Here is a 13,887-nt window from a genome sequence, read left to right on the forward strand (position 1 = left end):
CGTTCTACCTCAGCTTCAGGGTGGCAAGGCCAATCAGCACGAGAATCACGGTGATGATCCAGAAACGGACGATCACGCGCGGCTCGGGCCAGCCCTTGAGTTCAAAGTGGTGGTGAATCGGCGCCATGCGGAACACACGGCGACCGGTCAGCTTAAAGGACGCAACCTGAATGACGACTGACAGGGTTTCCATCACGAACACGCCGCCCATGATGAACAGGACGATTTCCTGACGGACGATCACTGCGATGGTGCCCAGGGCCGCGCCCAGCGCCAGTGCGCCGACGTCGCCCATGAAAACTTGCGCCGGGTAGGTGTTGAACCACAGGAAGCCCAGGCCGGCACCGATCAGCGCGCCGCAGAACACGATCAGCTCGCCTGCACCCGGTACGTACGGGATCAACAGGTACTCAGCGAATTTCACGTTACCCGACAGGTAGCAGAAAATGCCCAGGCCACCACCAACCATCACTGTCGGCATGATCGCCAGACCGTCGAGGCCGTCGGTGAGGTTGACCGCGTTGCTCGAACCGACGATCACAAAGTACGTCAGCACGATGAAGCCTGCGCCCAGCGGAATGCTGTAGTCCTTGAGCATCGGCAGGATCAGGGTGGTTTCCACCGGAGTGCTGGCAGTCATATAAAGGAAGATCGCCGCACCGAGGCCGAACACCGACTGCCAGAAATATTTCCAGCGGCTCGGCAGGCCACGGGAGTTCTTCTCGATCACCTTGCGGTAGTCGTCGACCCAGCCGATGGCGCCGAACAGCAGGGTCACCAGCAACACGACCCACACGTAGCGGTTGCTCAGGTCAGCCCACAGCAGGGTGCTGACGCCGATCGAAGACAGAATCAGCGCGCCGCCCATGGTCGGCGTACCGGATTTGGACAGGTGCGATTGCGGGCCATCGTTACGAACGGACTGACCGATCTGACGGTTCTGCAGGGTGCGGATCATCCACGGGCCGTAGCACAGCGACAAGACCAGCGCGGTCAGCACACCGAGAATCCCGCGCAGGGTCAGGTACTGGAAGACCGCGAAGCCTTTGTAGAACTGTTGCAGATACTCCGCTAGCAGCAGCAGCATTAATGTTTCTCCAGACTGGACCCGCACAGGGCCGCAACGATGTTTTCCATCGCTGCGCTGCGCGAACCCTTGATCAAAATGGTGGTGTTTGTGTCCTGCTCGGCGCCGAGGGCCTGGATCAGTTCGGCCTGTGTGCCGAAGTGATGCGCCTCGTTACCGAATGCGTTCACGGCGTGGACCATGTTCGGCCCGACGGCGTAAAGCGCGGAAACCTTGCCCCGGGCGTATTCGCCCACGTCGCGGTGCCCCTGCTCCGCCCAGTCGCCCAACTCGCCGATATCCCCGAGCACCAGGACGGTGCGACCGGAAAAGCCGGCGAGTATATCAACGGCCGCGCACATCGAGGTGGGGTTCGCGTTGTAAGTGTCATCGATCACGCGCATGCCGTTTTTCGCCAGTTGCGCGACGGTGCGACCCTTGACCGGTTGTACCGCGCCAAGCCCGGTGGCAATGCCGAACAGCGACACGCCCAAAGCGTGAGCGGCAGCGGCGGCAGCCATGGCGTTGGCAACGTTATGGGTGCCGAGCAGGTTCAGTTGAACCCGTTCCACACCTTCAGGACTGTGCAGGTTGAACGCCGGGCAGCCACGGGCATCGGTGGCCAGGTCGCTGGCGTAAAAATCCGCCTGAGTGTTGCTCAGGGCAAACGTCAGCACCTTGCGCGCGCCGGCGCGGGTTTTCCAGATGCCAAACGCCTTGTCATCGAGGTTCAGCACGGCGACGCCGTCGGCCGCCAGCCCTTCGATGATTTCGCCCTTGGCTTCGACGATTTTCTCCGGCCCGCCGAACTCGCCGACATGGGCGGTCCCGGCGTTGTTGAGGATCGCCACGTGCGGCTTGGTCAGCCCTACGGTGTAAGCGATTTCACCCAGACGCGAGGCGCCCAGTTCGATCACTGCCGCGCTGTGTTCCGGGGCGAGTTCGAGCAGGGTCAGCGGTACGCCGAGGTCGTTGTTCAGGTTGCCACGGGTCGCGTGCACCGAACCGCGCGTGCGCAGGATGCTCGCGAGCATTTCCTTGACCGTGGTCTTGCCGCTGGAACCGGTAACGGCCGCGACCGGTTTGGTGAATGCGGCACGGTTCAACGCACCCAACTGGCCGAGGGCCTGGCGGGTGTCCTTGACCAGCAATTGCGGCAGCGTGCTGTCGGCGACTTCGCGCTCGACCAATGCCGCAACGGCACCTTTGGCGGCGACTTCATTCAGATAGTCATGACCGTCGAAACGCGGGCCGGTCAGGGCAATAAACAGTTGGCCAGCCTTGATCGCGCGGCTGTCGATGCTCACGCCGTCAAAACTGGCGTCGGCGCTGATCAGACGGGCGTCGAGCGCGTTGGTCAGTTCGCTGAGTTTCAGGGCCTTAAGCATGGGCCACCTCCCACGCGGTCAGGGCGTGATCAGCCTCGACCAGATCGGAAAACGCATGGCGCTCGCCGTTGATTTCCTGATAGTCCTCGTGACCTTTGCCGGCAAGAACAATCACGTCATCCGCCGAAGCGCCGGCAATCAGTTGCGCGATGGCCTGGCCACGGCCAGCCACGAACGTTACGTTATCCACAGCCGTGAAACCGGCGCGGATGTCATCGAAAATTACCGCCGGGTCTTCGGTGCGCGGATTGTCGTCGGTGACCAGCACGCGGTCGGCCAGACGCTCGACCACTTCAGCCATCAGCGGACGCTTGCCGCGATCGCGATCACCGCCGCAGCCGAACAGGCACAGCAGTTGACCTTTGACGTGCGGGCGCAACGCGGTCAGGACTTTTTCCAGCGCGTCCGGGGTGTGGGCGTAATCGACCACCACCAGCGGCTGGGTGCCGCCGCCGAGACGCTGCATGCGTCCGGCCGGGCCTTCGAGTTTCGGCAACACCTTGAGGATTTCGTCGAGCGCGTAGTCGAGACCGAGCAAGGCGCCGACGGCGGCCAGTACGTTGCTCAGGTTGAAACGACCGAGCAGCGTGCTGCGCAGATGGTGCTCGCCCTGCGGCGTCACCAGCGTGGCGCGCACGCCATGGTCGTCGAACTGCGCTTCACGCACATAGAGATAGGCGCTGCTGTCGAGCAGGCTGTATGTGATCAGCCGCGACTCACGTTTTTCAGCGGCCAGTTGCCGGCCGAAATCGTCGTCGAGGTTGACCACGCGGCACTTCAGGTCATTCCAGGCGAACAGCCGGGCCTTGGCCTCAGCGTACGCTTCCATGGTGCCGTGGTAATCCAGGTGATCGCGGGACAGGTTGGTCATCACCGCCACATCGAATGCCAGCGCGGTAACCCGGCCCTGATCCAGACCGTGGGACGAGACTTCCATGGCCACGGCTTTCGCGCCGGCCTTTTTCAGGTCGCCCAGGGTCGCTTGCATGGCGATCGGATTCGGCGTGGTGTGCAGGCCGCTTTGCAGCGCGCCATGGAAACCGGAGCCCAGGGTGCCGACGATGCCGCAATGCTGGCCGAGCAGGTCCAGCGCCTGCGCTACCAGTTGGTTCACGCTGGTCTTGCCGTTGGTGCCGGTCACGCCGATCAGATTCAGGTGATGACTCGGCTCACCGTAAAAACGCCCGGCGATGTCCGACAGCTGCGCCGCCAGGCCCTTGACCGGAATCAGCGGCACTTCGGTGATCGGCAGCACGGTGGCGCCTTCCACTTCATAAGCTACGGCAGCAGCACCGCGCTGCAAGGCGTCGGCGATGTGCGCACGCCCGTCGAACTTGCCGCCCGGCACCGCGAGGAACAGGTCACCCGCGCGTACGTTGCGACTGTCGAGCGCCAGTTCACGGATCAACAGATCGTGGCCGGCGTGAGGGAAAATCTTGTTCAGACTCAGAGACATCAGCCGCGCCCTCCATTGGCTTTCAGCGGAACGGCCGGGGTGGCGTTGGCCTGTTGTGTGGTCGGCAGGTTGTCCGGGGTGACGTTCATCAGGCGCAGAGTGCCCGACATCACGCGACTGAACACCGGCGCCGAGACCAGACCACCGAAGTAACCGGCCTTGGTCGGTTCATCGATCACCACGACGATTGCATAACGTGGATCGCTCATCGGGCCGAAGCCGGCGAACAGCGAGCGATAAGAGTTTTCGGCGTAGCCCTTGGTGCCGACCGATGTTTTACGCGCGGTACCGGACTTGCCGCCCACGTGATACGCCGGCACCTGCGCACGGAACACGCCGCGCGGGGCTTCGATCACTTGTTGCAGCATGCCTTGCATGGTTTTGGCGACGGCTTCCGGCAGCACCTGGGTGGTCTGCGGCGCCTTGTCGGTTTTGATCAGAGTCAACGGTGCGAGACGACCGTTGTTGGCCAGCGCCGAGAACGCATGCACCAGCTGGATCGCAGTCACCGAAATACCGTAGCCGTACGACAGCGTTGCGGTCTCGGCCTTGCGCCACTCGCGGTAGTTCGGCAGGTTGCCGACACGTTCGCCCGGGAAGCCGAGGCCGGTGTCCTGGCCGAGGCCGACTTTCTGTGCGAGGCGGAAAATGGTTTCTCCGCCGATATCGAACGCGACCTTACTCATGCCGACGTTACTGGAATTGATCAGAATGCCGGTCAGGTCGAGTACCGGACCTTCGGTCTTCGATACGTCCTTGATCGTGTATTTGCCGATCTGCAGGGAGCCCGGATACACCTCGACGGTGTCACTCGGTTTCCAGCGGCCGGTTTCGATCGCGGCGCTCATCGAGATCGCCTTCATGGTCGAACCGGGTTCGAACACGTCGATCATCGCGCGGTTACGCATCATCGCCGGCTGCAGGTTGCGACGGTTGTTCGGGTTGTAGGTCGGCTGGTTGACCATCGCGAGAATCTCGCCGGTCTTCACGTCCATGATCACCAGACTGCCGGCCTTGGCGCCGTTCTCGATGATCGCGTTGCGCAGTTCACGGTTGGCCAGGTATTGCAGGCGCAGGTCAATCGACAACGCCAAGGGCTTGCCGGCCTTGGCGTTTTTGGTGACCTGGACATCCTTGATCAGCCGTCCGCGCCGATCCTTGATGACTTGCCGCTTGCCGGGCACGCCGGCCAGCCATTCATCGTAGGCCAGTTCGACGCCTTCACGACCGTGGTCATCGATGTCGGTGAAGCCGACCATGTGCGCCGTCACTTCACCGGCCGGATAGAACCGGCGGAATTCTTCGATGCCGTAGACACCTGGCACTTTCAGGTCGAGCACGGCCTGGCCCTGCTCGGGGGTCAACCCGCGCACCAGATAAATGAATTCTTTGTTGGCCTGGGCTTCGAGACGTTCGGCCAGGGCTTTCGGATCCTGCCCCAGCGCGGCAGCCAGTGCCGGCCACTTCTCTTTGGCGGTCTGCATTTCCTTGGCGTTCGCCCACAACGTGGTCACCGGGGTACTCACGGCCAAAGGCTCGCCGTTACGGTCGGTGATCAGACCACGGTGAGCCGGAATCGGAATGTGCCGAAGACTGCGCGCGTCGCCCTGACCTTTGAGGAAGTCACGGTCAACCACTTGCAGGTCAATGATGCGCCAGCAGATGGCTGCGACCATCACGCCGAGCAGTGCCACCATCAGACGGAAACGCCACGGGAAGAGAGCCCCCTCGAGTTTCATCATGGCGCCACCATCTTCACGTCAGCCGCGCCGGGGATGTGCATCTTCAGTTGTTCGGTGGCCAGCACTTCGATCCGGCTGTGGGCGGTCCAGGTGCTTTGCTCCAGAATCAGGCGCCCCCACTCGGCCTGCGCCTTGTCGCGCACGCTCAGTTCGTTGTAAAGGGTGTTGAGCAACTGCCGGTTCCAGTGGGCGCTGTAAGACACGCCGATGGCCGACACAAGCACGCCAATGAACAGCAGCAGCATGAAAAAGCTGCCGCCGGGCAGTGGCTTGGCGAAAAGCTTGCTCACCGCAGCTTCTCCGCGACGCGCATGACGGCGCTACGGGAACGTGGGTTGGCTTTGAGTTCGGCGTCGGAGGCCGTCTGCGCTTTGCCATGGACTTTGATTTTCGGTTCGAACGCAACGTGGCGAACCGGCAGGTTGCGCGGCAGGTTGTCGGCTTCGCCTTTCACCAGCTTGCGCATGAACAGTTTGACGATACGGTCTTCCAGCGAGTGGAAGCTGATCACGACCAGACGGCCGCCCACTTCCAGGCATTCGAGCGCGGCTTCAAGGCCCGCTTCCAGATCGCCCAGTTCGTTATTGACGTGAATGCGCAGGCCCTGAAAAGCGCGGGTTGCCGGGTTCTTGCCCTTTTCCCACGCCGGGTTGGCGACTTTCAGGACTTCGGCCAGATCGGCGGTGCGCTCGAACGGCGTGATGTCACGACGCTCGGCCACGGCACGGGCCATGCGACCGGAGAAGCGTTCTTCGCCGTATTCCTTGAAGACACGGGCGATTTCTTCCACCGGCGCGGTGTTGACGAACTCGGCGGCGCTGATGCCACGGGACGGATCCATACGCATGTCCAGCGGGCCGTCGTTGAGGAAACTGAAGCCGCGCTCGGCATCATCGAGCTGCGGCGAAGAGACGCCCAGATCCAGCAGAATGCCGCTGACCTTGCCGGCCAGACCCTGTTCGGCAACGACCGAGCCAAGCTCGGCAAAGCTGCGCTGCACAACGACAAAGCGGCCGTCTTCGGCCGCTAGCGTTTGCCCGGTGGCAATCGCTTGAGGATCCTTGTCGAATCCGATGAGCCGACCATCCGGCCCGAGCTTGCTCAGGATCAACCGGCTGTGCCCGCCGCGCCCGAACGTGCCGTCCAGATAGCAGCCATCAGGACGTACGGCGAGAGCCTCGACGGCTTCGTCAAGCAGTACGGTGATGTGGTTAAAGCCGCTATCAATAGTCACAGGATCAGATCACGCAGTTCGTCAGGCATGGCGCCCGGTTGTTGTATGGCAGCCAGGTCAGCGGCAGAAACCGCGTTCCAGGCATCTTCGTCCCACAGTTGGAACTTGTTCAGTTGGCCTACCAGCATCGCGCGCTTGTCGAGCTTCGCGTATTCGCGCAGGCGCGGCGGCACCAGAAAACGACCACTGCCGTCGAGCTCGAGGTCAACGGCATTACCAATCAATAAACGCTGCAGACGACGGTTCTCTTCGCGAAGCGAAGGAAGCGCGCGCAACTTGGTTTCAATAATTTCCCACTCATCGAGCGGGTAGACACACAAACATGGATCAACGGCATCAATGGTCACGATCAATTGGCCGGAACTGCGCGAATCGAGCTCGTCACGGTACCGGCTCGGCATGGCGAGACGGCCCTTTGCGTCGAGACTGATAGCGTTAGCTCCGCGAAACACGTCTGCGTTTCTCCAATTTTTATCGTTTTGAGCTCAAAAAACCCACTTCATGCCACTTTCCGCCACTTGCGCACACTATAGGAATGCGCCCACCACACCGTCAAGGCGCGGATTAAAGGAAAACCCTTACAGAACGGAGATTTAGGAGCATAAAAGGAGGAGCAACGAGAATCTGGCGGATGCTTTTATCCAATAACTTGAAGCAGCACTGAAAGCTGCGCTCGAAAGTTAAAGTAATTTGTTAAGAGTAAGATTTTTTCGGTATTACAAAAGCGCTTCTGCTGTTGATTGAAGCAAGGTGGGAAATGGCTATTACTGCGTCTGCCGCTACCGAATTTCCAGCGCAGGCCTGCTGATAATAAACAGCCCTGTCGCCTTTAATTCAAGCAGGGAAAAGAAAAAGGTGGAGAGTCGATCTGTAAGCCGGGTTCTGTCTTGAACAGTCATTCGTCTACGATGGCCATCACTGGACATCTTTAGCAACCTACCCGGTCCCAGCGCGGGCCACGCCTTGGGACCCTATTTGGTCTTGCTCCAAGTGGGGTTTACCTAGCCACGAACTGTTGCCAGACGTGCGGTGCGCTCTTACCGCACCTTTTCACCCTTACCGGCGCCGAAGCGCTTAGGCGGTTATTTTCTGTGGCACTTTCCGTAGGCTCACGCCTCCCAGGCATTACCTGGCACTTCGCCCTATGGAGCCCGGACTTTCCTCCCCCCCCTAATTTTCATAGAGGGCAGCGACTGTCCGATCGACTCTCCGCCGCGCAGGTTAACGGCAGAGCGGCCGAAGAACAAGCGCTAATAGCCCGCAAACCGGTCTGCGCGACGGGTTACGCGTCTTTTTGCTGATCCAGTGCTACCTGATACAGCACGTTTTTGCGCTCACCGGTGATTTGCGCTGCCAGAGCCGCCGCGCGCTTGAGCGGCATCTCTTCGAGCAACAGATTGAGGATGCGCATCGCCTCGCTGCTGACGGCGTCTTCGGATTCCGGCGCGGTCCAGCCTGCCACCACCACGACGCATTCGCCACGCTGCTGATTACTGTCCGCCTCGACGAATGCCCGCAACTCGCTCAACGGCAATCCCTTGAGCGTTTCGAAGGTCTTGGTGATTTCACGAGCGAGCAATGCAGGACGATCAGCACCGAACACCGCCTCCATATCCTGCAGGCATTCCAGAATACGGTGCGGCGCCTCGTAGAAAATCAGCGTGCGCGGTTCTTCCTTGATAGCCTCCAGACGCGCCTTGCGCCCCACGGCCTTGGCCGGCAAAAAGCCTTCGAAGATAAAGCGGTCGGACGGCAGACCGGCAGCCGATAACGCTGCGATCAATGCGCACGCACCCGGCACCGGCACCACATTGATCCCGGCGGCACGGGCCTGACGCACCAGGTGATAACCCGGGTCAGAAATCAGCGGCGTACCGGCATCGGAAATCAGTGCGACGTTGTCGCCCGCCAGCAGACGGGTAATGAAGCGACTGCCTTCATCGCGCTCGTTGTGTTCATGACAGGCTGCCAGCGGCGTGGAGATGCCGAAGTGCTGCATCAGGCGCTGGGAATGGCGTGTGTCTTCGGCGGCGATCAGCGCCACCTCGCGCAGGATCTTCAACGCCCGGGCGCTGATGTCATCCAGGTTGCCGATGGGCGTCGCCACCACATAAAGCGAGCCCGCAGCGGAATTCAAAGGACCTGGAGCAGTCAAAGCGCACACCTCATGATCGGTAAAAGCCGCCATTGTAGCGCGTCGTGCGCCGGACGATGCGTCCGGGTCGGACACGGTTTGTCGCACCATTGTGAGGCTGCGCACTCTTTGTATCAGCTAAATTGACGGTTTCATGCCAGTAACATCGCGCCCCGGCCAGTGCTTGGGTACAATTCGACGCTAATTTGATCGAGTATCAGGAACACTTACATGATCGCTTGCCTGCGGCTGTTCACTGCCCTCTGCCTCGCTGCCTTGTTGGCGGCTTGCGCCAGCTCCCCTTCCTCCAGCCTTGGCGAACTTCCACGGACCCCGGATGCCACCATCGAGCAACTGCTCGAACAGGCTGCCCAGGCCAAATCGCCGGACAAGGCTGCGCTGTTGCGCCTGAGTGCGGCAGACATGGCGTACCGCCAGGGCAATGCCGGACAGTCCGCGCAAATCCTGCAGCAAGTGCCGATGGAACAACTCCAGCCCGGCCAGCAGGCATTTGCCAGCACGCTGTCTGCAGAACTGGCCATGACCCGCAACCAGCCGAAAGCCGCGCTGACTGCCCTGAGCCACCCAAGCCTGCAACGCCTGAGCGAAATGTCGGTACCGCTGCAAGTTCGCGCCGGCACCGTTCACGCCCGCGCCCTTGAAGCCGACGGCCAGACCCTGGCCGCCGCCCGCGAGCGCATCTTCATCGCGCCGATGCTGGAAGGCGAAGCCGCCAGCAAGAACCACGAAGCGATCTGGACCCTGATTGCATCGCTGCCGGCCGATCAACTGCAAGCGAATACCACCGATGACCTCGGCGGCTGGATGAGCCTGGCCCTGGCGGTGAAAACCGCCGGCACTCTGGAACAGCAGCAAGCCGCCATCGACAACTGGCGCAACCAGCATCCAAAGCACCCAGCCGCGATCAACCTGCCGCTGCCCCTGACCAAACTCAAGGAACTGGCCAGCCAGCCTCTGAGCAAGATCGCCCTGCTGTTGCCACAGGACGGCCAACTGGCCTCGGTCGGCAAGGCCCTGCGTGACGGCTTCATGGCCGCGCACTATCAGGCTCAGCAAGCCGGCCAGAAACCACCGGCCATCGAGTTCTATGACAGCTCGAAACTGACCAACCTCGACGAGTTCTACCGCAAGGCCCAGGCCGATGGCGTGCAACTGGTCGTCGGCCCGCTGGAGAAGCCGCTGGTCAAACAGCTGAGCACTCGCCCGCAACTGCCGATCACCACCCTCGCCCTGAACTACAGCGAAGGCGATCAAGGCCCGGCGCAGCTGTTCCAGTTCGGTCTGGCCGCTGAAGACGAAGCCCGCGAAGTCTCCCGCCGCGCCCGTGCCGACGGCCTGCATCGCGCCGCCATCATGGTGCCGAAAGGCGAATGGGGCGACCGCGTCCTGCGCGCCTTCAGCCAGGACTGGCAAGCCAACGGCGGCAGCATTGTCGCCACCGAGCGCGTCGACCAGCCGGTGCAACTGGCCCAGCAGATCGCCGACATGTTCCAGCTGCGTCAGAGCGAAGCTCGCGCCAAGAGCCTGCAGAATGCTGCCGGCACCAACGTTGCCGCCCAGCCTTCGCGTCGCCAGGACATCGAGTTCATCTTCCTCGCCGCCACCCCGCAGCAGGCGCAGCAGATCAAGCCGACACTGAACTTCCAGTACGCCGGTGATGTGCCGGTTTACGCGACCTCCCACGTATTCAGCGCCAGCGGCGACGTGAACCAGTACAACGACATGAACGGCGTGCGCTTCTGCGAAACGCCATGGCTGCTGGAAACCAGCGATCCGCTGCGCCAGCAGGTCACCGCGCAATGGCCACAAGCCGCTGGTAGCCTCGGCCGCCTGTACGCGATGGGCGTCGATGCCTACCGCCTCGCGCCACGCCTGGATCAGCTCAAGGCACTGCCGGACAGCCGCATCGAAGGTCAGTCGGGCAGCCTGGGCATGACCCAGTCCCAACGCGTCGTCCGTCAGTTGCCATGGGCGCAATTCGTCAGCGGTCAGATCCAGCGCCTGCCGGACACTCCACGCTGATGCCCGACAGGTCACACCTGCAAAGCGGCAAGGATGCCGAGCGCCAGGCGCTCGAGCATCTACAACACCAGGGTCTGCGCCTGCTGGCGCAGAACTGGTTATGTAAACGCGGTGAGCTTGATCTGGTCATGCTTGATGGCGATACAGTAGTATTCGTCGAAGTCCGTTACCGAAAGAACACTCAATGGGGTGGCGCACTCGACAGCATCGATGGGCGCAAACGGCAGAAACTGATTTTCGCCGCACAGTATTTTCTTCAGCGCGAGTCGCGTTGGGCCAATTCCCCCTGCCGCTTCGACGTGGTGGCCATCGACAGCCACCAGGGTCAGCTGAACTGGTTGCAGAATGCGTTCGACAGTTGACCGCCTGCTCCGACCCGGACACTTTCACTCAACACTTTTGCTCTTTGCTTTGCGGGCTGCACATTCACGTGCCGGACAGCCGCGCTAATTAAGGTCACACAGATGGACATGCAATCCCGAATTCGCCAGCTTTTCCAGGCCAGCATCGACACCAAGCAACAGGCGATGGACGTACTTGCACCGCACATCGAGCAAGCCAGCCAGGTGATGGTCAACGCCCTGCTCAACGAGGGCAAAATGCTCTCGTGCGGTAACGGCGGCTCGGCCGGTGATGCCCAGCACTTTTCCTCGGAACTGCTCAACCGTTTCGAGCGTGAGCGCCCTAGCCTGCCAGCGATCGCGCTGACCACCGACAGCTCGACCATCACCTCGATCGCCAACGACTACAGCTACAACGAAGTGTTCTCCAAGCAGATCCGCGCACTCGGCCAGCCGGGTGACGTATTGCTGGCGATTTCGACCAGCGGCAACTCGGCGAACATTATTCAGGCGATCCAGGCCGCACATGATCGCGAAATGATTGTCGTAGCATTGACCGGACGCGACGGCGGCGGCATGGCTTCGCTACTGCTGCCCGAAGACGTCGAGATTCGCGTACCGGCCAACGTCACCGCACGTATTCAGGAAGTCCACTTGCTGGCGATCCATTGCCTTTGCGATCTGATCGACAGCCAACTGTTCGGGAGTGAAGAATGACCCCTAATCGCCTTGGCCTTCTGGCCTTGACCCTGTGCCTCGGCATCAGCGGCTGCACCTCGGTGGTGAATGCCAGCCGTGAAGCGCCGATCGAAGACGACCGTGGCACCCGCACTTTCGGCAGCAAGATCGATGACTCGCTGATCGAAACCAAAGTCGGCGTCAACGTGGCCAAGGCCGACCCGGCCCTGGACAACGACTCGCACATCGTCGTCACCAGCTTCAACGGTGTCGTGTTGCTGGCCGGCCAGACCCCGCGCGCAGACCTCAAGGAGAAGGCCGAACAGGCCGCCGCCAACGTCCAGCGCGTGAAGAAGGTTCACAACGAACTGCAAGTGATCGCACCTTCAGGCTTCATTGCCCGTCAGAACGACTCCTGGCTGACCACCAAGATCAAGACCCAGATGCTCGCCGACGCCAGCATTCCGGGCTCGCGCATCAAGGTCGTGACCGAGAACGGTATCGTCTATCTGCTGGGTCTGCTGACCAAACAGGAGGCCGCCCAGGCGACCAACCTGGTTCAGGGCGTTTCCGGCGTACAGAAGATTGTGAAGCTGTTCGAATACATCGACTGACCCGCAAAACGCAGGCACAAAAAAGGCGATCCAACCGGATCGCCTTTTTTATTACTTCACCACTTTCAGGCTTGGCCGGCCGCTTGGGCGCGGCGGCTCGCTGTCCGGTGGCGGAACATCGTCATCCTGCTCGATCTCGTCTTCGTCATCCATCGGCGACTCCAGATCGAACACCATGCCTTGACCGTTCTCCCGGGCATAGATCCCCAGAATTGCAGCAATCGGCACATACAGACTGTGCGGGACGCCACCGAAGCGACCTTCGAAGGTCACAACGTCGTTGTCCATGTGCAAGTGCCGCACGGCACTTGGCGAAATGTTCAGGACAATCTGCCCGTCACTGGCAAACCCTTGTGGCACCTGCACCGCCGGGTACTCGGAATTGACCAGCATGTGCGGGGTGCAATCGTTATCCACAATCCACTCGTAGAGCGCGCGGACCAGATAAGGTCGACTGGAGTTCATAGCGGCTCCTTAAGCCTTAGCGCATGTCGCGTTCGACACCAGACAGACTCGTCTGGAAAGCCTCACGCGCAAACTGACGCTCCATATAATCAAGCAGCGGCTTGGCCGGCCGCGGCAGTTCTATACCCAGAATCGGCAAACGCCAGAGTATTGGCAATAGGCAGCAATCCACCAGACTTTGTTCCTCACTGAGGAAAAACGGCTTGTCGGCAAACAGCGGCGACACGCCCGTCAGGCTTTCGCGCAATTCCTTGCGCGCCACGGCACGGGCCGCTTCCTTGGTGCGCGAATCCAGAATCAGATCCACCAGACCACACCAGTCGCGCTGAATGCGGTGAATCAGCAGACGGCTGTTGGCACGCGCCACCGGGTACACAGGCATCAATGGCGGATGCGGGTAACGCTCATCCAGGTATTCCATCACCACGGTCGACTCCCACAACGCCAGGTCACGATCGACCAGCGTGGGCAGACTGCCGTAAGGGTTCACTTCAATCAGTTTAGGCGGCTGACGACCAGCCTCCACAAAAATGATCTCGGCGCTGACACCCTTCTCTGCAAGCACGATGCGCACTCGGTGGGAATAGTGGTCGGCGGGGTCGGAGTAACAGGCCAACCGATTGGTCACGCCCATGGCGATCCTCCTCGCTTGTTGAAATAGTCGGAGCCGGAAAAACGCGCGCGCCCAGAGGGCGCCTCCCGCAACGGCTGGCGAACCAGGCGTTG

General features: G+C 61.2%; 14 protein-coding genes and 1 other RNA gene. 4 read left to right on the top strand and 11 right to left on the bottom strand.

What is annotated here, in order from left to right; translation table 11 throughout:
• Positions 1-4 precede the first annotated feature (4 nt).
• The 9 genes from mraY to rsmI all read right to left on the bottom strand — a co-directional run bounded on the left by mraY (position 5) and on the right by rsmI (position 9,074).
• Positions 5-1,087 (bottom strand): phospho-N-acetylmuramoyl-pentapeptide-transferase, encoded by a 1,083-nt coding sequence (gene mraY / locus CAF90_RS13795; protein WP_007956769.1) that lies wholly within the window; start codon positions 1,085-1,087, stop codon positions 5-7.
• Entirely contained in the window at positions 1,087-2,454 is a 1,368-nt protein-coding gene (gene murF / locus CAF90_RS13800) for a UDP-N-acetylmuramoyl-tripeptide--D-alanyl-D-alanine ligase (RefSeq protein WP_007956771.1), read from the bottom strand. Before murF ends, mraY begins: the two co-directional genes overlap by 1 nt.
• Positions 2,447-3,910 (bottom strand): UDP-N-acetylmuramoyl-L-alanyl-D-glutamate--2,6-diaminopimelate ligase, encoded by a 1,464-nt coding sequence (locus CAF90_RS13805; RefSeq protein ID WP_085606922.1) that lies wholly within the window; start codon positions 3,908-3,910, stop codon positions 2,447-2,449. Before CAF90_RS13805 ends, murF begins: the two co-directional genes overlap by 8 nt.
• The gene (locus tag CAF90_RS13810; protein WP_170929382.1) at positions 3,910-5,649 is read right to left on the bottom strand and encodes a penicillin-binding protein 2; all 1,740 of its coding nucleotides are present in this window, start codon (positions 5,647-5,649) and stop codon (positions 3,910-3,912) included. The genes CAF90_RS13805 and CAF90_RS13810 overlap by 1 nt, the downstream gene beginning before the upstream one ends.
• Positions 5,649-5,942 (bottom strand): cell division protein FtsL, encoded by a 294-nt coding sequence (gene ftsL, locus CAF90_RS13815; protein WP_007956777.1) that lies wholly within the window; start codon positions 5,940-5,942, stop codon positions 5,649-5,651. Before ftsL ends, CAF90_RS13810 begins: the two co-directional genes overlap by 1 nt.
• On the bottom strand, positions 5,939-6,886 hold the full coding sequence (gene rsmH / locus CAF90_RS13820) for a 16S rRNA (cytosine(1402)-N(4))-methyltransferase RsmH (protein WP_039766256.1): 948 nt from the start codon (positions 6,884-6,886) through the stop codon (positions 5,939-5,941). Before rsmH ends, ftsL begins: the two co-directional genes overlap by 4 nt.
• A complete protein-coding gene (gene mraZ / locus CAF90_RS13825) occupies positions 6,883-7,338 on the bottom strand; it encodes a division/cell wall cluster transcriptional repressor MraZ (protein WP_007917012.1) in 456 nt (151 codons plus the stop codon). The genes rsmH and mraZ overlap by 4 nt, the downstream gene beginning before the upstream one ends.
• Before the next feature lie 403 nt (positions 7,339-7,741).
• Positions 7,742-8,095, bottom strand: an RNA gene (gene rnpB, locus CAF90_RS13830) — RNase P RNA component class A.
• Positions 8,096-8,168: 73 nt separating this feature from the next.
• A complete protein-coding gene (gene rsmI / locus CAF90_RS13835) occupies positions 8,169-9,074 on the bottom strand; it encodes a 16S rRNA (cytidine(1402)-2'-O)-methyltransferase (RefSeq protein WP_074690999.1) in 906 nt (301 codons plus the stop codon).
• 177 nt (positions 9,075-9,251) lie between these two features.
• Here rsmI and CAF90_RS13840 point away from each other — a divergent pair, with 177 nt between their 5' ends.
• The 4 genes from CAF90_RS13840 (at position 9,252) to CAF90_RS13855 (ending at position 12,696) form a co-directional block, all read left to right on the top strand.
• Positions 9,252-11,063 carry a penicillin-binding protein activator gene (locus CAF90_RS13840; RefSeq protein WP_064599306.1) on the top strand — a complete coding sequence of 604 codons (1,812 nt, stop codon included), beginning with the start codon at positions 9,252-9,254 and terminating at the stop codon, positions 11,061-11,063.
• Positions 11,063-11,425: a YraN family protein gene (locus CAF90_RS13845; protein ID WP_007956783.1), complete on the top strand. Its 363-nt coding sequence runs from the start codon at positions 11,063-11,065 to the stop codon at positions 11,423-11,425. Before CAF90_RS13840 ends, CAF90_RS13845 begins: the two co-directional genes overlap by 1 nt.
• 102 nt (positions 11,426-11,527) lie before the next feature.
• Complete coding sequence (locus tag CAF90_RS13850; RefSeq protein WP_007928463.1) at positions 11,528-12,121, top strand: phosphoheptose isomerase; 594 nt, start codon at positions 11,528-11,530, stop codon at positions 12,119-12,121.
• Complete coding sequence (locus CAF90_RS13855) at positions 12,118-12,696, top strand: BON domain-containing protein (RefSeq protein ID WP_085606924.1); 579 nt, start codon at positions 12,118-12,120, stop codon at positions 12,694-12,696. The genes CAF90_RS13850 and CAF90_RS13855 overlap by 4 nt, the downstream gene beginning before the upstream one ends.
• A gap of 51 nt (positions 12,697-12,747) precedes the next feature.
• Here the strand turns inward: CAF90_RS13855 and CAF90_RS13860 are convergent, their stop codons facing one another.
• Together CAF90_RS13860 and CAF90_RS13865 are read right to left on the bottom strand one after the other, a co-directional pair.
• A complete protein-coding gene (locus CAF90_RS13860; RefSeq protein WP_007956787.1) occupies positions 12,748-13,161 on the bottom strand; it encodes a ClpXP protease specificity-enhancing factor in 414 nt (137 codons plus the stop codon).
• A 16-nt stretch (positions 13,162-13,177) separates the two neighbouring features.
• A complete protein-coding gene (locus CAF90_RS13865; protein ID WP_085606926.1) occupies positions 13,178-13,795 on the bottom strand; it encodes a glutathione S-transferase N-terminal domain-containing protein in 618 nt (205 codons plus the stop codon).
• Positions 13,796-13,887: the final 92 nt, after the last annotated feature.

Source organism: Pseudomonas sp. B37(2017) (assembly GCF_002112885.1).
Lineage (GTDB): Bacteria > Pseudomonadota > Gammaproteobacteria > Pseudomonadales > Pseudomonadaceae > Aquipseudomonas > Aquipseudomonas paraglycinae.